The organism is Paucibacter sp. PLA-PC-4, from assembly GCF_026241155.1.
In the GTDB taxonomy this organism is placed as follows: Bacteria; Pseudomonadota; Gammaproteobacteria; order Burkholderiales; family Burkholderiaceae_C; genus Roseateles_E.
The window spans coordinates 127,660-147,554 of the sequence record NZ_JAPFGP010000013.1; the positions used below are offsets into that span (position 1 = coordinate 127,660).

Annotated in this window: 12 protein-coding genes; 4 read left to right on the top strand and 8 right to left on the bottom strand. The window is 63.2% G+C overall.

Going from position 1 to position 19,895, the window contains the following annotated elements; all coding sequences use genetic code 11:
- Window positions 1-21: 21 nt before the first annotated feature.
- The 6 genes from OOZ63_RS19665 to OOZ63_RS19690 all read right to left on the bottom strand — a co-directional run bounded on the left by OOZ63_RS19665 (window position 22) and on the right by OOZ63_RS19690 (window position 13,562).
- Window positions 22-780: a class II glutamine amidotransferase gene (locus OOZ63_RS19665; RefSeq protein ID WP_266007296.1), complete on the bottom strand. Its 759-nt coding sequence runs from the start codon at window positions 778-780 to the stop codon at window positions 22-24.
- 5 nt (window positions 781-785) lie between these two features.
- Window positions 786-2,006: an NAD(P)/FAD-dependent oxidoreductase gene (locus OOZ63_RS19670; protein WP_266007298.1), complete on the bottom strand. Its 1,221-nt coding sequence runs from the start codon at window positions 2,004-2,006 to the stop codon at window positions 786-788.
- Between the two features lie 84 nt (window positions 2,007-2,090).
- Entirely contained in the window at window positions 2,091-4,766 is a 2,676-nt protein-coding gene (locus OOZ63_RS19675; RefSeq protein WP_266007300.1) for a TonB-dependent receptor, read from the bottom strand.
- 335 nt (window positions 4,767-5,101) lie between these two features.
- The gene (locus OOZ63_RS19680) at window positions 5,102-8,056 is read right to left on the bottom strand and encodes a TonB-dependent receptor plug domain-containing protein (protein ID WP_266007301.1); all 2,955 of its coding nucleotides are present in this window, start codon (window positions 8,054-8,056) and stop codon (window positions 5,102-5,104) included.
- Window positions 8,057-8,296: 240 nt separating this feature from the next.
- Window positions 8,297-10,474 (bottom strand): malate synthase G, encoded by a 2,178-nt coding sequence (locus tag OOZ63_RS19685; protein WP_266007302.1) that lies wholly within the window; start codon window positions 10,472-10,474, stop codon window positions 8,297-8,299.
- Between the two features lie 190 nt (window positions 10,475-10,664).
- Window positions 10,665-13,562, bottom strand: a complete 2,898-nt coding sequence (locus OOZ63_RS19690) for a TonB-dependent receptor domain-containing protein (protein ID WP_266007303.1) — start codon at window positions 13,560-13,562, stop codon at window positions 10,665-10,667.
- A gap of 432 nt (window positions 13,563-13,994) precedes the next feature.
- Between OOZ63_RS19690 and OOZ63_RS19695 the strand changes: the two genes are divergently transcribed.
- Window positions 13,995-14,918 (top strand): LysR family transcriptional regulator, encoded by a 924-nt coding sequence (locus OOZ63_RS19695; RefSeq protein ID WP_266007304.1) that lies wholly within the window; start codon window positions 13,995-13,997, stop codon window positions 14,916-14,918.
- A gap of 4 nt (window positions 14,919-14,922) precedes the next feature.
- Here the strand turns inward: OOZ63_RS19695 and OOZ63_RS19700 are convergent, their stop codons facing one another.
- Window positions 14,923-15,219 carry a PsiF family protein gene (locus OOZ63_RS19700; RefSeq protein ID WP_416234763.1) on the bottom strand — a complete coding sequence of 99 codons (297 nt, stop codon included), beginning with the start codon at window positions 15,217-15,219 and terminating at the stop codon, window positions 14,923-14,925.
- Between the two features lie 103 nt (window positions 15,220-15,322).
- Window positions 15,323-16,690, bottom strand: a complete 1,368-nt coding sequence (locus OOZ63_RS19705) for a serine/threonine-protein kinase (RefSeq protein ID WP_266007305.1) — start codon at window positions 16,688-16,690, stop codon at window positions 15,323-15,325.
- A 37-nt stretch (window positions 16,691-16,727) separates the two neighbouring features.
- On the opposite strand from OOZ63_RS19705, the gene argS reads away from it, so the two are divergent.
- The 3 genes from argS (at window position 16,728) to OOZ63_RS19720 (ending at window position 19,821) form a co-directional block, all read left to right on the top strand.
- The gene (argS, locus tag OOZ63_RS19710; protein WP_266007306.1) at window positions 16,728-18,434 is read left to right on the top strand and encodes an arginine--tRNA ligase; all 1,707 of its coding nucleotides are present in this window, start codon (window positions 16,728-16,730) and stop codon (window positions 18,432-18,434) included.
- Window positions 18,431-19,090: an SPOR domain-containing protein gene (locus OOZ63_RS19715; RefSeq protein WP_266007307.1), complete on the top strand. Its 660-nt coding sequence runs from the start codon at window positions 18,431-18,433 to the stop codon at window positions 19,088-19,090. Before argS ends, OOZ63_RS19715 begins: the two co-directional genes overlap by 4 nt.
- A gap of 62 nt (window positions 19,091-19,152) precedes the next feature.
- Window positions 19,153-19,821 (top strand): thiol:disulfide interchange protein DsbA/DsbL, encoded by a 669-nt coding sequence (locus OOZ63_RS19720; protein WP_266007308.1) that lies wholly within the window; start codon window positions 19,153-19,155, stop codon window positions 19,819-19,821.
- Window positions 19,822-19,895 lie beyond the last annotated feature (74 nt).

A 19,895-nucleotide genomic window follows, 5' to 3' on the forward strand; every position in this document is an offset into this window, starting at 1 on the left:
TTCGGCGGATGGGTGGAGACTTCAGCGCGACAGCAGGACGCCATCGACAAAGACCTTCAGCTCGCCGGGCGCGAACGCAACCCAGGCTTCATCGCGAGTCAGCGGCTCAGTTGCGATCACCGCGACGCGGTCGCGCGCGGTCGTGTGGTGGGCAAAGTCGACGCTCAGGTCCTCGTCGCTAAGCCGGGCCGGACCGAAGGGATGGGCCCGCAGCAGATAGTGCAGATGGGTGGAGCCATGAGCCCACAGCGCCTGGCCGTTGGACAAAAGCATATTGAAGGTGCCGTGGCGCGCCAGTTGCGGCATCAGCTCGGCCAGCGTGGCGCTGAGCTCGGCGATGCTGGGCACATCGCAATGGGCCTTGGCCAGCTCCTGCATCAGCCAGCAGAAGGCGCGCTCGCTGTCGGTCTGGCCGACCGGCTTGAAGGCTGCATGCAGGCGCGGGTTGAAGTCGACCAGATTGCCGTTGTGCGCGAACACCCAGTAGCGCCCCCACAGCTCACGCTGGAAGGGATGGGTGTTCTCCAGCGCCACCTGGCCCTGCGTGGCCTTGCGGATATGGGCGATGACGTTGTCGCTCTTGATCGGGTAGTGCTTGACCAGCTCAGCCAGCGGCGAGGCGCGGGCGCTGCAGTGGTCGACGAAATGGCGCAGGCCGCGGCCCTCGAAGAAGGCGATGCCGAAGCCGTCCTTGTGCTCGTCGGCGCGGGTGGCCAGGCCGGTGAAGCTGAACATCACATCGGTCGGCGTGTTGGCATTCATGCCCAGCAACTGACACATGAGAGCTACTCCAGAAACAAGCGGGTAAGCCCCCTGACAGTGATCAGGCTGCCGGGGTTGCTCGTCTCGTTGAGCACGCCGCTCATGCGCCGCAGGATGCGCGGGCTTTTCTGTGCGCGCCAGATCAGCAAGTCGACCAGCCAGGGCGTGCCATTGATGCGGTCGGCTCGGGCATAGAGATCGAATTTGGGTTTGAGTCCGCGCAGGCCCTGCTCGTAGAGCGCGCGCGCGGCGGCATCGTCCTCGCGATGGGCCAGCACCGCTTCGGCGGCCAGCATGCCGGTCTCCAACGCCTTGCCGATGCCCTCGCCTGTGAACGAGTATGTGGAGCCCGCCGCTTCGCCGGTCACCATCAGGCCGGGGCGGCTCCAACGCGCGCCCTCCAGGCTAAAGCGCAGTGGCGCGCCCTTCAACTCACCGACCAGTTCGCCCTCGCGCATCAGCTGGGCGGCGGGCTCGTAGTGCGTGGTGAAGGCATCGAAGATGGCCCGCAGATTCAACGCCTTCTTGGCACCCTTGCCGGCGGCGGAGCTGTGGCTGCCGGTCACACCGACACCGATATTGAAGCAGTCACCGGGCGCCGGAAAGATCCAGCCATAACCAGGCCGAAGCGCCCGGCTCCAGACCACGTCCATCGCCTTGATGCGGCCCACCATAGAGGGGGCCCGCACATACCCACGCAAGGCCACGCCGCTAGGCGTGTGGCGTTCACACATGCCGGCAGCACTGAGGGCCATCGGCGTCGCGCCGGTAGCGAGCAGTACCCAGCGGGCCTGGATCTCGATCAGCTGCTCGTCCTTGCGCAGCCGAGCACCGACGACACGGCCCTGCCCATCCTCGATCGGCGCCTCGAAACGCCAGGGCGTCAGCACGCGCGCGCCGGCCGCCTGCGCCGCCTCCACCAGCAGCAGATCCAGCACGCGCCGCGGCAGCACCGCCAGATTCCCCGGCACATCGATGCGGCCGCCGCGCGGGCCTATGCAGCCCACGTGCGCGATGCGCTGCGCCTTGGCCATGACCGCGTCCAGTACGCCGAGCCGCGACAGCGCGGCATGGGCATCCGGAATCAGGCCATCGCCGCAGATCTTGTCACGGCCGGGCTTGTGCTGGTCGACCAGCAGCACATCGAGGCCCTGTTGAGCCAGACGCCGAGCGGCTGCCGAGCCGGCCGGGCCGGCGCCGATGATCAGGACATCACAGGAAATGGGCGGCTGGGTGTCTGGCATGGTCAGCATTCTAGGGACAGCACACCAAAAAAAAGCGAGGAGACCTCGCGGCCTCCTCGCTTCTGATGCAAGCCTGAAAAGAACTCAGAACTTGTAATTGCCGCGCAGGTAGAAGGTGCGGCCGATAGCGTCCGCGAAGCGCGGATCGTAGTTGGCCTGGAACAGTTCTTCCTGATTGGAGTACGGAGCTTCCTTGTCCGCCAGATTGCGAATACCAAAGGTCAGAGACGCGGACTTCGTGGCCATCCACGTTCCATACGCGTCAAAGGTAGCGTAGCCGCCAACCTTGTTGCTCGGGTCCTGATCCAAGTAGCCAGACTTGTAGTGAGCGGCAAAGCCTGCCGCGAACTGGCCTTGCGACCAGGTGACCGTGGCGTTGTGCTGCCAGCGGAACACCGGGCCCTCGCCGGAGTAGACACCGACGCGGTTATTCCAGTTCCCACCGGCTTCGGTCTGGTACTTGAACTTAGACACATAGGTGCTGTTGAGCAGGAAGCCAAAATCGCCAACGGAAGCAGTACGCAGGCGATAGTTGGCGCTGAGATCAACACCATTGGTCTTAACGCCGCCCAGGTTCTGGGTTCGCAGGTCGATGTAGCCGCAGGTTGCCGGCAACGGGCATTGCGAGCCGTCGGTCGACAGATCGCCAGCCGGATTGCGATTGAACAGACCGGCATACTTGGTCGGGTTACCGAACACCGTTGTTTCGCTCAGGGCGTTGATCTGCTGCTCAACCTTGACCCACCAGAAATCCGCACCCAGGCTCAGATTCTGAGCGGGCTCGACCACGAAGCCGAAGGTGGCATTCTTGGCCTCTTCTGGCTTCAGATTCAGATTGCCGCCGGTCAGACGCTGGAACTGCACTTGGCAGTTACTGGCCCGTGGCTTGCCGGCAATCGGCGTTCCGCCCGGGCAATTGACCGGGTCGTTCCACTGTCCGGTGTTGGTGTAGGTCTGGGCAGCGTTGAGCTCATAAAGCGAGGGAGCCCGGAAACCGGTCGAGTAGGAGCCGCGCATCAGCACTTCCTTGGTGGGCTGGAAGCGGAAGCTGAATTTCGGGTTGGTCGTCCCGCCGAAGTCGCTGTAATCGTCGTAACGCACGGCGGCCGTGACATCAAGCGTCTTGAGCAGCGGCACGTTCAGTTCGGCATATGTAGCATAGACCTTGCGAGTACCAGCGTTCAATGTCGCCGGATCGAAGCCGGTGCTGGCAATGACCTTCTCGGCAAACTCGACATTGGCGGCATTGCGGAACTTCTCCCGACGCGCCTCCGCGCCGATGGCCACAGCGGCTGCGCGACCCGCACCGAACCAATCGGACAGCTCGCGGCTGGCGCGGGCATCGAGGGTCGTGACCGTGCCCTTGGCAGTCTGCAGAGTACCTGCCAGCGTCGCCTGTTCCAGCAAGGCCGCGCCAGCAGCGGACTGGTCGCCGAATGGGTTGATCACGCCATCCAGCACGCCCTTGGTGATCAGATCACCGTTGCTGTAGCCGGCGAGTTTGTCGGTGAGCTTGTTTTCATTGAAGCTGATCGCGGTCTGGTAGTCCCAGCCGGCCAGCATGCCTTCCAGCGACGCGGTAAAGCGCTGCTGCTTGTTATCGGTGATGCCCTGACGCGGGCCATGGAACAGATCGCGCCACTTGACCGTGATGAAGCCAGGCAGCACGCCCGGCGGCATGAAGGCTTCTGTGTAAGTCGGACTCAGCGGGATGGTAGGCGCGAACGCGCTGCCCGGGTTGCCCGGGTAGTAGGGGTTAGGCGTGCCATCCGGGCGCAGGCGGTTCATCTTCAGGTTGCCGTATGGCACGGGCGCGATCACGCTGTCCACCTCGGCACGGGTGGCAAAGTACTCCAGGCCGAGCTGATGGTTGTCGGTCAGCTTGACCGTCCCCTTGAGCATGCCGGAGACACGCTCGGTTTTAGGGATGTAGTTGACGAAGGCCGCAGTGGCCATGGTGCAGCCCAGTGCACCGTCCGAGATCAGGTTGGGACTGGAGTTGCAATTCGGTGCGGCTGGGTTGGCGCTGTCACCGTCTTGGAAATAGTTGGCGGGGTAGGGAGTCGGCGACAGGCCGCCAGGGGCACGGCTGTTGTAGACACGATCAGGTCCGAGGATGCGGTCTTGCTTTTGGAAGTCCAGGAAGCCAAAGACATTGAAGCCGTTCTTCTCGACGTCGCCGAAACCGTAGCCGAGGTTCACATTGCTGGACTTGCCCCCCTTGTCCTTGGGCGAATCGGCACCGACCGTGATCGTGCCGCCAACGAAGTCCTTGCGGGTGATGAAGTTGATCACACCGCCGATGGCGTCAGTGCCGTACAGCGCCGATGCCCCGTCGCGCAACACCTCGATGCGCTGGATGGCTGCGAACGGGATCGTGTTCAGATCCGGGGCAGAACTGTCGAGTGCGTTATTGGCAATGCGGCGACCGTTGAGCAGCACCAGGGTCTTGTTCGCGCCAATGCCGCGCATGTCGGCAAAGGAGGCACCGCCGGTGCCAGCACCGACAACCTGGCTCGAACCCTGTTGCATCTGCACAGCCGACAGGGCCGTCATCACCTGCTCCACCGAGGTGATGCCTTGCTGCTTCAGGTCCTCGAAGCGGATAACCGTCACCGGGACGGCGGTCTCGGCGTCGATGCGCTTGATCGCTGAGCCGGTCACGACGACGCGCTCCAGCTGTTGGTCTTGGGCCTGGGCCGGCATTGCGGCGGCGGCGGCGGCTGCAATCGCCAGATTCACCGCGTTGAGCTTAAACATGAGAACTCCTTGGATGCTGAAGGTGGCTGCTCGTCAGAGCAGCCTCGCAAACGAATAAAGCTCCGGACAGATTGCCGAAGCTTTGGACTACCAAGTTTGCATGGCAGCACACTCGCGAACGTTTCCGGCTACGCACAGTTGTGCGCAAACAGCCCAGAAGCGAGCCCATCCAAGGGTTTACGCGAAGCTACAAGGCGATGAAAGTTGCAAACAAGCAACGCTCCGCTACCCGCAACATCCGCGCTATGCACAAGCAAAAAAACCCCCGAGGTGAGGACCCCGGGGTTTGACTTGTGCTCGGGCTGTCGCCTCACCGGCGACAGCGGCAGCAGCACTTACATGCTGTAACGCACACCGATGTAGTAGCGACGGCCGATCGGGTCATAGACGCTGGCGTTCGTCTCAGCTCCGGTCGTGTTGCCCGGCAGGCCCGAGATGATCGGAGGGGCCTTGGTGCCCAGCGCATTGTCGATACCCAGGTAGACCTCAGCCTTGCCGAAACGGTAGTGGCCCTGCAGATCCAGGTAGGCCTTTGCCTTCACCTTGGCATCCGACTTCTTCCAGCCCGGGAAGTTGCTATTCATGAACGTGTCGTCCAGATAGACCGTCCCGAAGTAGGTCGTGGTTGCCGCAACGCCCCAGTTACCCATGCTGTAACCCAAGTTCAGGATCCAGCGATTGCGCGGGTTAGTGACGTCGTTTTGCATCTGTCCCTGCGAATAATCCTTGGCAGCTTGAGGGGTCGCCTGGTTGTACGCGGTCATGATGTAGGTGTAGGCCAGGCGCGAGTTCAACGTGCCACCGCCCAGACGGGTCTGATACGAGGCGGTCACGTCAACCCCCTCGACACGGTCACCGCCGGTATTGGCCGCCGTCTCGTCGATGAACTCGATCGACCCGGCGCTGTTCGGGCCGATATCGGCCGGACGGCGCTTGATGAACTGGCAGAACGAGGTGTTGCCGCCGCCATAGCACTGATCCAGAGCGTACTGACGTCCCGGGGTGTTGATGGCGTCCTTGATCTTGATGTCGTAGTAGTCGGCAGTGAAGGTGAAGTTGCGCAGCAGGTCGATCGTCTTAGGCGTGATCACGAAGCCAAAGGTGGTGGACTTGCCCTTCTCAGCCTTCAGGTTCGGATTGCCGCTGTCAAAGCCGCTGATGCCTTGCTGGTCGGGTTGAGTCAGCGTGAACACCCCGCCGTTGGCTGCCATATTGGCCGCCACACCCGGTACGGCCTTGCAGGCCACCGCCGTCGCGCTGGTGTCGGTCGACTTGACGCCCTCGCAAGGATCGGCCAGACCGGTGGGGAAGGTCTGCGACGGCGCCTGGAACAGCTCGTCAATATTCGGTGCACGGGTGGACACCGAGTAGTTGGCACGAACCCGGAAGGTCGAGTTCAGGGCCCAGTCCATCCCGGTATTCCAACTGGTGGTGTTGCCAACCGTCGAGTACTTGCCATGGCGAACCGCAGCTGCAGCATCGAGCGACTTCACGAGGGGCAGATTCTTCAACAAGGGCAGGCGCACTTCGGCGAACAGCTCCTTGACATCAAACTCGCCCTTGGTGTTGGGAAGAGCGTTGCCTGCATTCAAGCCAGTCTGAGTCAGCGCGTCGAATTCAGTGCTCGATGTTTCCTTGCGATACTCCGCGCCAAAAGCCAGGCCCACAGGGCCAGCAGGTAGGGAGAATGGCTCGCCATTGACAGACGCGCCGAGCAGGTTCTGGGTCAGGCGCGTGTTCAAGGACGACGGCGCGTGAATGTACTTGGATGCCTCTGCACTCAGGGTGTTAGCGCCGAAGATGTTCGCCGGCACGCATCCTTGAGCACGTGCGATAGCGTCCTTGCAAATGGCATCAGTCGTACTGCCGTTACCGTTGATGTCATTGACGTCTTGAACGGCGCTGAGCGCGTTCATAAAGTTCATCACATTGACCTGGCCGGTACCGGTCTGACCTTCCTTGGTGAAGGAATGGACCGCATAGGCGTCGTAGGACCAGGTCTTGTTCAGTTCACCCTTCAGCCCACCGACCACACGGAATGTATCTCGGTTGGCCTTGTTGCCACGCACCTCAACATCCGACATCCGGCGTGTGAAGTTGTAGTCCTTCAGACCATCACCATCGCGGTCAACGGCGTTGTTGTAAATCGTATTCGGCACCAATGGGTTGCGGAGCTTCACGCCATTGACCATGAACTCGGCCGGGATCAACCCGCCAAGATCTGTCGAGTCAAGCGGGTAAGGTTCCAGACGGGTCTTCGTCTTGGTAGCCGCGTAATTCGCCTCGAAGTAAACCGAGTGCGCATCGTTCAAGCCGAACTCGCCCTTGCTCGCAAGCATCAGACGGTCCGTAGGGACCGCGATCGTGCGTACCGCAGAACGGTTGTAGCCGGTCGCGCCGACGCCATCTCCGGCGGGACCGTTGGTCGAGAACGGGATTTCAGCGCCGGCGGCGTTATAGGTGAAATTGCGATTGGCAGTTCCGTCGTTGTAGAAGAAACGGCCTTGCGGCGCAAAGCTTGAAAAGAAGGGGCGCTGGATAACGAAGATGTCGCCTACTTCGCCCGTAACAAAGGCACCCTTAGACGCCTGGTCCACAGCGGCGAAGGATCGATCTCGCGAATAGACAGCGCCTTGCTGGCTAGCCGACAGATTGAACATCAGGTTGCTGCGACCGTCGCTGCCGTTCATACCGAAGGTGGCGCTGACTTTCTTCTTCGTATCGTCGCCCTCCTCGCTCTGGCCAACTTGTGCATCGAACTTCATGCCTTGCAAGTTGCGCTTCAGAATCACGTTGACCACGCCAGCCACAGCATCCGAGCCGTAGGTCGACGAGGCGCCGCCTGTCATGATCTCGACGCGCTCGATGAAGTCTGCGGGAATGGTGTTGAAGTCCACCGCAGAAGACCCCGGAACGCCGGACACATAGCGCCGGCCATTGACAAGCACCAAGGTGCGGTTGGAGCCAAGATTGCGCAAGTCAACCGTGGCCACACCGGCGCTGGAAGTGCTGAAGTTCGAGTTATTCCGGCTGATCGCGGGAGTCCCGAACACCGGGCTCTTCAGGAGGAGCTCCTGCAAATTGGCAGCGCCAGACGATGCGATGTCGGCCGCGGACAAGACCTGAATCGGGGCTGCCGACTCAGCATTGAGCGACGAGATACGACTACCGGTCACTTCGACACGCTCGAGTTGGGCGCTTCCGGGCTGGCCCTGTTGAGCGAGCACTGGCGTGGCGTGCAGCGCCACTGTCGCGGCAATCGCAATGGAAATCGGGTTGAGCTTGAACATCAGAAACCTCCAGCTAGTTTCAATAGCCGTCTGGATCAGCGGCTACATAAAAAAATCCCCCTGCGGTTCAGGGGGTGCACAGAGAGTTTCATGTCAGCACAACAACTTTACGTTGCGGGTTATCCCGAAAGTCATGGCGCCGTTGGCGATAAACAACGGCGAACCCGCATAAACCCGACACTATTTGCGATTTCCCGCAGTCGGCCATGCACAGGAAGGGAGCGACTTACTCCACCACAATCAAGCGCGCTCTTTCACCTTTAAGCGCCACGCGTGCAACAGCGGCTCCGTATACCCGCTCGGCTGCTCCTTGCCCTTGAAGACCAGATCCAGCGCCGCCTGGAAGGCCGCGCCTTGCGGGTGGGCGACCAGGCTCTTGTAGGCAGCGTCGCCGGCGTTCTGGCCATCCACCACTGCGGCCATGCGCGCGAAGGTCTCACGCACCTGCGCCTCGCTGACCACGCCGTGGTGCAGCCAGTTGGCGATGTGCTGGCTGGAGATTCGCAGCGTGGCGCGGTCTTCCATCAGGCCAACATTGTGGATGTCAGGCACCTTGGAGCAACCCACACCCTGGTCGATCCAGCGCACCACGTAGCCCAGGATGCCCTGCACGTTGTTGTCCAGTTCCTGCTGGCGCTCGGCGGCGCTCCAGCTGGCCTCGGCCACGACGGGAATGCTCAGCAGCTTGTTCAGGATCTCCTCGCGCTCGCCGTCAGCATCGATCTTCTCCAGCTCCAGTTGCACAGCCGCGACGCTGACCTGGTGGTAGTGCAGCGCATGAAGGGTCGCTGCGGTCGGCGACGGCACCCAGGCGGTGTTGGCGCCGGCCTTGGGGTGGGCGATCTTTTGTTCCAGCATCGCCGCCATCAGATCTGGCATGGCCCACATGCCCTTGCCGATCTGGGCCCGGCCGCGCAAGCCGCAGGACAGGCCAGTCAGTACATTGCTGCGCTCGTAGGCCTGGATCCAGGCACTGCTTTTCATATCACCCTTGCGCAGCATCGGCCCCGCCAGCATCGCGGTGTGCATCTCGTCCCCTGTGCGGTCCAGGAAGCCGGTGTTGATGAAGGCCACGCGGCTGGAGGCCGCGGCGATGCAGGCCTTCAGATTGACGCTGGTGCGGCGCTCCTCGTCCATGATACCCAGCTTGACTGTGCTGTCGGGCAGACCCAGCAGCCGCTCGACGCGGCCGAACAACTCGGCCGCGAACGCCACCTCGGCCGGGCCGTGCATCTTGGGCTTGACGATATAGATCGAGCCGGCGCGCGAGTTGCCGCGCCTCTTCAGATCGTGCAGCGCTATCGTCACCGTGATGACCGCGTCCATGATGCCCTCGGGAATCTCGGCGCCGCCGTCCAGAAGGATGGCCGGATTCGTCATCAGATGACCGACATTGCGCACGAACATCAAGGAGCGTCCATGCAGCACGACTTCGCCGCCGTTAGGGCCGCTGTACTTGCGGTCCGGATTCAGGCGGCGCGTGAAAGTCTTGCCCCCCTTGCTGAGCTCTTCGGCCAAAGTGCCCTGCTGAATGCCCAGCCAGTTGCTATAAGCCAGCAGCTTGTCCTCGGCGTCGACCGCGGCGATCGAGTCTTCCAGATCAAGAATGGTGGACAAGGCCGCTTCGAGCACCAAATCGCTGATACCGGCGGCGTCGCTGGCGCCGATCGGCGTGCTGCGGTCGATCTGGAGATCCAGATGCAGCCCGTTGTGGACCAGGAGCACCGACGAGGGCGCGGCCGCGTCACCCTGATAGCCGACGAACTGGGCCACATCCGCGAGACCCGTGGCCGAACCACCAAGCAAGGCCACCACCAGGCGGCCGCCCTCGACCCGGTAGCCGACCGCGTCCTTGTGCGAGGCACCAGCCAGCGGCGCCGCCTGGTCAAGCACCTGGCGGGCAAAGGCGATCACCTTGGCGCCGCGCACCGGGTTATAGGTGCCGGCCCTCTCGGCACCATCGGCCTGCGAGATCGCATCGGTGCCGTAGAGCGCGTCATACAGCGAGCCCCAGCGCGCATTGGCCGCGTTCAGCGCATACCGGGCATTGAGGATCGGCACAACCAGCTGCGGGCCAGCCTGCTGGGCCAGTTCGGCATCGACATTCGAGGTGCTGACGCGCACTGCACTGGGCAGCGGAACCAGATAGCCGATGCGCTCCAGAAACGCACGGTAAGCCGGCATGTCGGTGATTGGCCCTGGGTGGGCGCGATGCCAGGTGTCGAGCTCGATCTGCAGACGGTCGCGCTCGGCCAGCAGCGCGGCATTCTTGGGCGCCAGATCATGGGCGATGGCATCGAAGCCGGCCCAGAAGGTAGCGCTTGCGATACCCGTGTCAGGCAAGACCTGCTGTTCGATGAAGCGGTGCAGCGAGGTCGCGATCTGAAGGCGATGAACGGCGGTATAGGAAGTACTCATGGCGAGGCCCGATGAAGGTTGGTGACGATGGGTGTTGGCAGCTGCCGGAGCGCCCGCCATTCTGGAAGAAACTGTAGGGCTTGCTTCGCCAAGATTCGATATGGACAGGACACAAGATCTTTGCGCCCGCCGCACAAACAAAAAAAGCGGGCCCGAAGGCCCGCTTTGCTAGGAGGCATGTGCTGCCGGCTCAGAACTTCAGAGTCGCGCCCACCGTGATGTAACGTCCGACGACGTCGTAGACCTGCGGGAAGGTGTTACCGCTATTGGCCGTGGTCGTGCCGATGGTGTTGCCCACCTCGGGCGCCTTCTCATCAAACGCGTTGTTGACGCTCAGGTTCAAGCGCAGGTTCTTGTGCACATTCCAGGCTGCAGACAGGTCCACATAGTTGTAGGCCTTGATCTTGGAGTAGGCCGGCAGGAAGTTCGTGCCGCCCGGCTCCTCAAGCATCTTGCCGATACGCCGCCAGTTGTAGCCCAGAGTCCAGTCGCCAAACATCCAGGTGGCGCGCTGGGTGAACTTCGACTTAGGCATAAAGCCCGAGGCCGTACCGTTCAAGTTGCCGCAGGCGATCGAGTAATAGCCCAGGCAGTCACGCTTGACCGAAGCCGGTGTCGGCTGGATGGCGTGCTTCTCGGCGATATTGGCATTCAAGCCGATGTCGACCTTGCCCCACTTCGGGTCAGCACCGAGCTTGCGCAGATCCACCAGATAGCTGACGCCGATGTCGACACCTGCGGTCCACAGCTTGCCCAGATTCGACTGGGGCGTCACGACGCCGGGAGAGTCTGCGCCGTTGAAGGTCCCCAGCGGGCCACGCAGCACCAGTTGGCAGGCGGCGTTCAGTGCCAGGCCGGTGTTGCGGGACGGGTCATAGCAGTCTGTCAGGATGTCGGTGACGCTAGGGCTGGAGACCGCCTTCTTCAGGTTGATCTTGTAGTAGTCCAGCGACAAGGTCAGGTTGTCCACCATCGAGGGCTGGAACACGAAGCCAACCGTAGTGGTGTCAGCCTCCTCTGGGCCGAGGGTTGGGTTGCCGCCGGTGCGGTTGTTGATCTGGCCGGCCGCCGGCGCAGGCAGATTACCCACCGAAGCCAGCGGCACGCCGGTCAGTCGGCACAGGTTGGACAGCGTGCCTGCGGTATTGGCATCGCCCTGATTGATTCGATTGCCCTGGCAGGGATCGGTGGCCAGGTTCGACAGACCCGACACCAACGGCGCATAGAGCTCGTTAATGTTAGGCGCACGGGTGGCGCGCTGCTGCATCGCGCGGACGCGGAAGCCCTTCACCGGCTCCCAGTCGCCACCGACCTTCCAGCTGCCATAGTCAACGCTGTTGGTGGTCTTGAACTCAGTGTGTCGATAACCCAACTCAAGTCCCAACTTGTGGGCCAGCGGCTTGTTCTTCAGCAGGGGAATGCTGGCTTCAACATACAGCTCGTCGAGCTTGAGCTTGCCCGAACGGTCCGGCGTCGGTGCGCCCGTGCCCAGCACTTCACCCTGGATCTGGGACGCGCTGTCGGAGAAGTTTGACGCCGTGACCTCACGGCTCTCGATACCGGCGGCAACGCCGATCGGATCGGTCGACCAGGGGCTCTTGAAGCGCCCCAGGTCACCCGACACATTGGCGGCCATGACCTGCTGCTCGACCTTGCTCTGCAAAATCGCGCTGAGGTTGATGAAGCGCAGCATTTCCGGCGTGATCGAGCCCTCGGCGCCGAAAACATTCAGGGGCACGCAACCGTTGGCAGTATTGCGGCAGGTCGTGGTGTTGACCGCATCCAGCGCCTGACGGACCTTGGAGAGCGAACCCCAGTTGCCGCGAGTCTGCACCTGGGTCGATTCGCCCTTGGAGATATAGGCGTCGTAACTCCAGGTGTCGTTGATCGCACCCTTCAGGCCGACCGTGCCCTGCATGGACTTGTTGTTGAAGTCATTGATACGGGGACCGAGCTCGGTGAAGCGACGGCCGATGGCCATCGGCACCATTGTGGTGTTGCCCAGCACGCAGTTGGCCGCGTCGATGCCGCGCACCTGGCAGATCTGCTGGCGAGCCGTCTCCGGGATGAAGGGGTTGCCGATAGGCACCTGGTAGGTATTCAGGAAGCTGCCGCTGGGCGCCAAATTCGACAGCACATCCGACCGCGAATAGAACAGGTCGGCATAGACCTCGGCATGGTCATTGATGACGAAGTTGCCGAGCGCCGTCGCCTGCATGCGATCCAGCGGCGTGACGTAAAAGTTCAGCGGGTTGAAGTTGTAGGTGTTGAACGGTGCATCCAACCGACCGGTGGCCGGGTTAATCTGCACATCGGCCAGGCTGGGCGTTCCGGCCGGCAGTCCGAGGATGGAGCCGATCTGGATTGCCGAGGGCACACCGGTCGGCGAACCCTGGGGCAAACCGGTACCCGAGGAACGCGAAGTCGAACCGATAGAGCGATCGCCTTGACGCAGCTCATCGGTCTTGGTTGTGCCGAGACTCAGCACCATGCTGCCACGGCCATCGCCGAAGGCGCCGCCCATGGTCAGATCAGTGCGGCGGCGGCCGGCATCGCCGCGGTCGGACTTGCCATAAGTCGTGCTGAGCTCAACGCCCTTGAACTGGCGGTTCAGCACAAAATTGGCCACACCAGACACGGCGTCGGCGCCATAAACGGCCGAGGCACCACCGGTCACCAGATCAATGCGGCGCAGCAGGGCCACCGGGATGGAGTTGGTGTCGACCTGGGCATTCAGGTCAAACGGCACCATGCGACGGCCGTCCACCAGGACCAGCGAGCGGTAGCTTCCCAAGCCGCGCAAGTCGATGGTGGCGCCACCGCCGCTGCCGTTGTTGGTAGCGGCACCGATTGCAGGCACGGCAGCCGGCAATCCCTTGATCACCTCTTCAATCGCCACCGGCTGACTTGAATTGATCTCAGCCACGCCGATCGAGGTCACAGGACTGCTCGAGACCGCGCTGATGGTCTTGATGCGCGTGCCGGTGATCTCGACCCGTTCCAGGGTCTCTTGCGCCAGCACGGGCGCATACATGGCCGCACCGAGGCACAAAAGTGCGGCGGTGCTGAGGGGACTGCGTTTAAACATGGGCGCTCCTTATGAAAGCTTGCCGGTGGCGCCGCCCGGCTAGGCCGGTCGGTGCGATTGGGGGTAGGGATGAAACGCTTGTGCGTTGTGCGTTCACGAGATGCGGAGTCTTCACGTTCCCTTCACCCCCAACGACTCGGGTTCGCCCCAATAGAGTCTCTGTGCGGCGCTCTTCCCTGGGATTTCAGAGCAAATTCAGGAGAAAACCCCTAGCTCTTGAGCACCGCCAATTGCATCCATTTGTTGTCGATGCGCGACAAGCGCCCAAAGTCGCCAGTCCATCAACCCGAGCGGTCAATGGCTCCATGACGAATCGCACTGTTCAAGCGCCATGGAACTTGTGTGCTTCGTCACTTCAATTGCGATTAAAAAAGTTCTGAATTAGCAAACAATTTTGTTGATTCAGCCGCAAAAAATACTTACCCTGGCGTCATGGACCGCCTCAAGCAGATCGAATCCTTCGCCCTGGTGGCCACCAAGGGCAGCCTCACGGCGGCCGCCCAGACCGAGGGGGTGGCGCCGGCGGTGATGGGGCGGCGTATCGATGCGCTGGAGGAGCGGCTGGGGGTCAAGCTCTTGGTGCGCACGACGCGGCGCATCACCCTGACGCACGAGGGCAGCGCTTTTCTGGAGGACTGCCAGCGCCTGCTGGTCGAGTTCGCCGATGCCGAGGCCAGCGTCAGCGCCGGCGGGCTCAAGGCCAGCGGTCATTTACGCATCACTGCGCCGGCCGGCTTCGGGCGCCGCCATGTGGCGCCACTGGTGCCCGAGTTCCTTGCCAGCCATCAGGAACTGAGCATCTCGCTGAACCTCAGTGACCGGGTGGTGGACATCGCCGGCGAGGGCTTCGACTGCGCGGTGCGGGTCGGCGATCTGGTCGACTCCAGCCTGGTCAGCATGCGTCTGGCCGACAACCGGCGCCTGTGCGTGGCCACGCCGGGCTATCTGAAGCGCGCCGGCGTGCCGCAGCACCCGTCCGAGCTGGCGCGCCAGCAATGCCTGGGCCTGAGCTCGGACGCCAGCCAGACGCGTGGCTGGGCTTTCATGGTGGACGGCGAGTTGCTGCACTGGCGGCCCAGCGGCCGACTCGATTGCAGCGATGGCCAGGTGCTGCACGACTGGTGCCTGGCCGGCCTGGGCCTGGCATGGCGCAGCATCTGGGAAGTTGAGTCCGACATCAAGGCCGGACGGCTGCAGGCGGTACTGGAGGACTTTGCCGCGCCACCCAACGGCATCTTCGCGGTGGTGCCCCAGCGTAAGCACCTGCCGCTGCGGGTGCGGCTGTGGATAGATTTCCTAAAGCTCAATTACGGGGACCCTGGCTACTGGGCCCGGGCCGCCGGTAGGGAGCGCTGATCGCTCAGCCCTTGGCGCTCAGACACTCCTTCATGAAGGCCTTGCGCTCATCGCCGGTCTTGCCCTTGGCATCGGCATTACAGGTCTTCATTTTCTCCTGCTGAGGCGTACCCTGGGCCGCAGCGGTAGGCTTGGCCGACAGACATTCCTTCATGAAGGCCTTGCGCTCGTCGCCGGTCTTCCCCTTCGCATCGGCATTGCAGGTCTTCATCTTCTGCTGCTGCGGCGTGACCGCCTTCTCTTCGGCATGGGCACCGAAGGCGGCGATCGCCAGGCCGAGCATGATGGTGATGGACTTCATGGGCTGTTCCTTCCCTGTGGGGGTATGGGTTGCGGATCCGGCGAGGACCCTGACGGATTCCAACACAGCAACGCCAGCGACTCAACACCGGTTTACTGGGTCATCACAGAATGCGGCGCGGGTGCGCAATGGTTTCATGGGCCGCATGCAGACGACGCACCAGCACCTGGATGAAAGCGCGGTCGAATCGATGCTGGCATTCGGGGCTCAGCAAGCCCAGCGACTCGGGCGTGAACGAGATCGTCGTACAGATCTCGCTGACCTTGATGTCGGTGCTGTGGCGGCGCAGATCGGGGTTAGGCGCCAAGTAAGCCATCTCTCCGACCGAAGTGCCGGCGCCCAAGGTGGCCACCTTGGCGCCGTCGCGAAACACCTCGACCTCGCCCTGGGCAATGATGTGGAAGGTATTGCCCTCCTGGCCGCGCTTGTAGAGCGCATGCTCAAGCGGAAAGCGCCGCCAACGGGCCCGGTGCACCACCTCCCACAGCTCGACATCGCCGAAGTCGGCAAAGAACTCCAGCTCACGTAAAAGATTGAAACGCTCGGAGTCTTTGACCTCGTAGAGCCGCGCCAGCGGAACCAGTTGGCGCGCCACCAGCTCCGAGAGCGCACGGCCGAAGCTGTCCCAGTCCGGGTAGCGATCGGCCGGCTGCTTGGCCAGCGCGCGCTGTATCACCGCATCCAGCTCGACGGTGACGCCGCCGCGCAGACCCACGAGCGAAGGAGGTGCCTGGTGATAGATCTGGTGCATCAAGGCCATCTGGCTGGGCGCATCGAAAGGCGCACGCCCCGCCACCAGGTGGTACAGCACGGCACCGAGCGCGTAGATGTCGGCGCGGCAATCAACATCGCCGCCCTCGATCTGCTCGGGCGGCATATAGGCCAGCGAGCCGACCCGGTGCACCTGGGTCGCGTCGGAGCGCAGGTTCAGCGCGCTGCCGAAGTCACTGACCTTGACATCGGTGACTTGGCCCTGCGCGTCGAGAACCGCCAGCAGATTGGCCGGCTTGACGTCGCGGTGGATCACGCCCTGGCGGAACACATAGTCCAGCGCCATCGCACACTTAAAGCCGAGCTCAACGATCTGATCCAGCGGCAGCAGCCGGTCGCTGCGGCAAAAGCTCTTCAGGGTCAGGCCCGGCACATATTCCATCACCAGATAAGGCGCATCCTGCTCGGGCACCGCATCCAGGATCTGCACGACATTGGGATGTTGCAGCCGGCCCGCCAGCGCGGCCTCGGCGGCATAGAAGCGGTTGGCCTGCGTGTCCGGCCCGCCACGGCTGGTTAGCGCCCAGGCGCGCACCCGCTTGATCGCGACCTCTTTGGCCTTGAATTCGTCCAGGCCCAAGAAGACATCGCTGGTGGCCCCCTCGCCGAGGCGGCGCAACACACGATACTTGCCGATATAGGTCGGCAAGTCGGCATGGGCGGCGGGAATAGAAGAGCTGGGGCCGGAGTCCGTGACCATGGCGGGCATCATATGCGCGCCCCGTAGAATTGCGCCCATGATTCAAGCCAAGCAGGATTTGCTCGCCGCCCTCGGCGAGGCCATCCAAGAACTGAGCCCCGGCGCCGAACTGGCCGCCGCTTTCGAGTCCCCCAAGCAGGCCAGCCACGGCGACCTGGCTTGCACCGCCGCAATGCAGCTGGCGCGACCGCTGAAGAAGAATCCGCGCGAACTCGCGCAAGCCCTGATCGAGGCTTTGCAGCGCCGAGCAGCCTTCCAGCAATGGGTGGACGCGCTTGAGATTGCCGGGCCCGGCTTCATCAATATCCGCCTGAAGGCCGCCGCCAAGCAAGCCGTCGTCGCCGAGGTGCTGAGCGCCGGCGCCGGCTTCGGCGCGCAACCGGCCAATGGCCAGCATGTGATGGTGGAGTTCGTCTCGGCCAACCCGACCGGCCCGCTGCACCTGGGCCATGCACGTCAGGCCGCGCTGGGCGATTCGATCTGCAGCCTGTTCGCATCTCAGGGCTGGGACGTCACCCGCGAGTTCTATTACAACGACGCCGGCGTGCAGATTGCGACCCTGGCCAACTCCACTCAGTGCCGCCTCAAGGGCCTGAAGCCCGGCGATGCCGGCTGGCCCGAGTCGGCCTACAACGGGGAGTACATCCAGGACATCGCCGACGACTTCCTGGCCAGGAAAACCGTCAAGGCCGATGACCGTGAATTCACCGCCTCCGGCGACATCGAAGACCTGGAGAGCATCCGCCAGTTCGCCGTCGCCTATCTGCGCCATGAGCAGGACCTGGACCTGCAGGCCTTTGGCCTGAAGTTCAACAATTACTTCCTCGAGTCCAGCCTCTATCAAACCGGCGCTGTCGAAGCCACCGTTGCCAAGCTGCTTGCCTCCGGCAAGACCTTTGAGGAAGGCGGCGCGCTGTGGCTGCGCAGCACCGACTACGGTGACGACAAGGACCGCGTGATGCGCAAGTCCGACGGCAGCTACACCTACTTCCTGCCCGATGTGGCATACCACATCAACAAGTTCCAGCGCGGCTACACCAAGTGCATCAATGTGCAGGGCACCGACCACCACGGCACGATCGCCCGGGTGCGCGGCGGCCTGCAGGCTGCCGATGTCGGCATTCCGCAGGGCTTCCCCGACTATGTGCTGCACAAGATGGTGCTGGTGATGCGCGGCGGCGAGGAAGTCAAGCTCTCCAAGCGCGCGGGCTCCTACGTCACCATGCGCGACCTGATTGACTGGACCAGCCGCGACGCGGTGCGCTTCTTTCTGACCAGCCGCAAGGCCGACACCGAGTTCACCTTCGACATCGATCTGGCGCTGAAGCAAAACGACGAGAACCCGGTGTTCTACGTGCAGTACGCCCACGCCCGCATCTGCTCCATCATCCGCAACTGGGTGGCCGCCGGCGGCGACGAGAGCCAGCTCGGCGGTGCTGATCTGAGCCTGCTGACGGCGCCGACCGAGGCCGCGCTGATGCTCAAGCTGGCCGACTATCCGCGCATGCTCAGCGGCGCGGCCGAGGGCCTGGCGCCGCACGATGTGGCCTTCTATCTGCGAGATCTGGCCGGTGCCTTCCATAGCTACTATGCGGCCGAACGCGTGCTTGACCAGGCACCGGAGTTGACCCGCGCCCGCGCCGCATTGCTGGCCGCCACCCGCCAGGTGCTGCGCAATGCGCTGGCCGTGCTGGGCGTCAGCGCACCGGAAGTGATGTCACGTGAAACTCTGGAGAATTCATGAGCCGAGCTCAAGCGCAGCGTCAGCAGCGGGGTGGATTTGTACTGGGATTGATTGTCGGGCTCTTGCTGGGGCTGGGCATCGCACTCGGTGTGGCGCTCTACATCACCAAGGTACCGATTCCCTTCATCAACAAGGTGCCGCAACGCACGGCCGACCATGACGCGCAAGAAGCCGAACGCAACCGCAACTGGGACCCCAATGCCGCGCTGAGCCCCCGTCCCGGCGCCAAGGCGGCCAGCGGCGTGCTGAGTCCTGCGCCTGTACCGGCGACGCCGCCTGCCGCCACAGCGCCAGCGCCCGCGCCCGCGCCCGCCAGCCCCACCCCGATCACAGCAGCCGCGCCGGCCGCCAGCGCCAAGCCCATCACAACCTCGCCCGCCACGGCCACGGCCCCGGCCAAGGCGGCGAGTGCCGCCGATGCCTACCTCTACTTCGTCCAGGCCGGGGCTTACACCCGCTCCGACGATGCCGAGCAGCAGCGCGCCAAGCTGGCGATGCAGGGCTTCAGCGCCAAGGTCTACGAGCGAGAGCAGTCGGGCCGCGTGGTGTTTCGTGTGCGCATCGGGCCGATGGACGGCCGCGACGAGGCCGAGGGCCTGCAACGCAAAGTCGAGGCCGCTGGGATCGAGGCAAATCTGGTGCGCGTCCAGCGCTGACCAGTCAACTCGCTTAGGATGCGGGCGTTGTCTGTTACTGCTGCCTCGCAAAGGATTTCAGAATGAAGCGTCGTGATTTTTCTGCCCAGCTGGGCCTGTCTGGTCTGGCCCTGGCTGTGCCGGGCCTGAGTCTGGCCCAGGGCGGACCGCAAGAGGGCAAGCATTACCAGCGCCTGGCGCAGCCGCTGGCAGGCACGCCGGGCAAGATCGAGGTGGTGGAATTCTTCTGGTACGGCTGCCCGCACTGCAATGCGTTCGAGCCGGTGGTGGCAGACTGGGTCAAGCAGCTGCCCGCGGACGTCAGCTTCCGCCATGTGCATGTGGCCTTCCGCGCCAATGTGAAGCTGCACCAGCGCCTGTTCTACGCGCTCGAAGCGCTGGGCAAGGAAAAGGATGTACGCGCCCGCGTCTTCGCCGCGATGCACCGCGAGGGCAAGGCCCTCGACAGCGTCAAGGCCATGACCGAATTCCTGACGCCCCTTGGCATCGAGGCGGACAAGTTCACCCAGGCCTACAACTCATTTGGCGTGCAGACCAAATGCACCCAGGCCGAGAAGCTCAGCGAGGCCTACCGCATCGACGGCGTGCCGGCTCTGGGCGTCGGCGGCCGCTTCTGGACCTCACCGGCACTGGCCTCTGCCGGCCAGCGCGTCAGCGAGATCGAATCGGGTCAGCGCGCGTTGGCCACGGTCGACTTCCTGATCCAGCGTTTGCGCAGCGGCAAGGCCTGAGCCCGCCCCAGCCCCAATCCGGGGCTAGAATGGTCTGCAAGAATTGTGCCGCCATGAACAACAGACCTGTCCTA

Coding starts and splice junctions, on each gene's coding strand:
- OOZ63_RS19715 (WP_266007307.1), top strand. CDS start 18,431: ATGAGCCGAGCTCAAGCGCAGCGTCAGCAGCGGGGTGGATTTGTACTG.
- OOZ63_RS19700 (WP_416234763.1), bottom strand. CDS start 15,219: ATGAAGTCCATCACCATCATGCTCGGCCTGGCGATCGCCGCCTTCGGT.
- argS (WP_266007306.1), top strand. CDS start 16,728: ATGATTCAAGCCAAGCAGGATTTGCTCGCCGCCCTCGGCGAGGCCATC.
- OOZ63_RS19680 (WP_266007301.1), bottom strand. CDS start 8,056: ATGTTCAAGCTCAACCCGATTTCCATTGCGATTGCCGCGACAGTGGCG.
- OOZ63_RS19675 (WP_266007300.1), bottom strand. CDS start 4,766: ATGTTTAAGCTCAACGCGGTGAATCTGGCGATTGCAGCCGCCGCCGCC.
- OOZ63_RS19720 (WP_266007308.1), top strand. CDS start 19,153: ATGAAGCGTCGTGATTTTTCTGCCCAGCTGGGCCTGTCTGGTCTGGCC.
- OOZ63_RS19695 (WP_266007304.1), top strand. CDS start 13,995: ATGGACCGCCTCAAGCAGATCGAATCCTTCGCCCTGGTGGCCACCAAG.
- OOZ63_RS19705 (WP_266007305.1), bottom strand. CDS start 16,690: ATGGTCACGGACTCCGGCCCCAGCTCTTCTATTCCCGCCGCCCATGCC.
- OOZ63_RS19670 (WP_266007298.1), bottom strand. CDS start 2,006: ATGCCAGACACCCAGCCGCCCATTTCCTGTGATGTCCTGATCATCGGC.
- OOZ63_RS19685 (WP_266007302.1), bottom strand. CDS start 10,474: ATGAGTACTTCCTATACCGCCGTTCATCGCCTTCAGATCGCGACCTCG.
- OOZ63_RS19665 (WP_266007296.1), bottom strand. CDS start 780: ATGTGTCAGTTGCTGGGCATGAATGCCAACACGCCGACCGATGTGATG.
- OOZ63_RS19690 (WP_266007303.1), bottom strand. CDS start 13,562: ATGTTTAAACGCAGTCCCCTCAGCACCGCCGCACTTTTGTGCCTCGGT.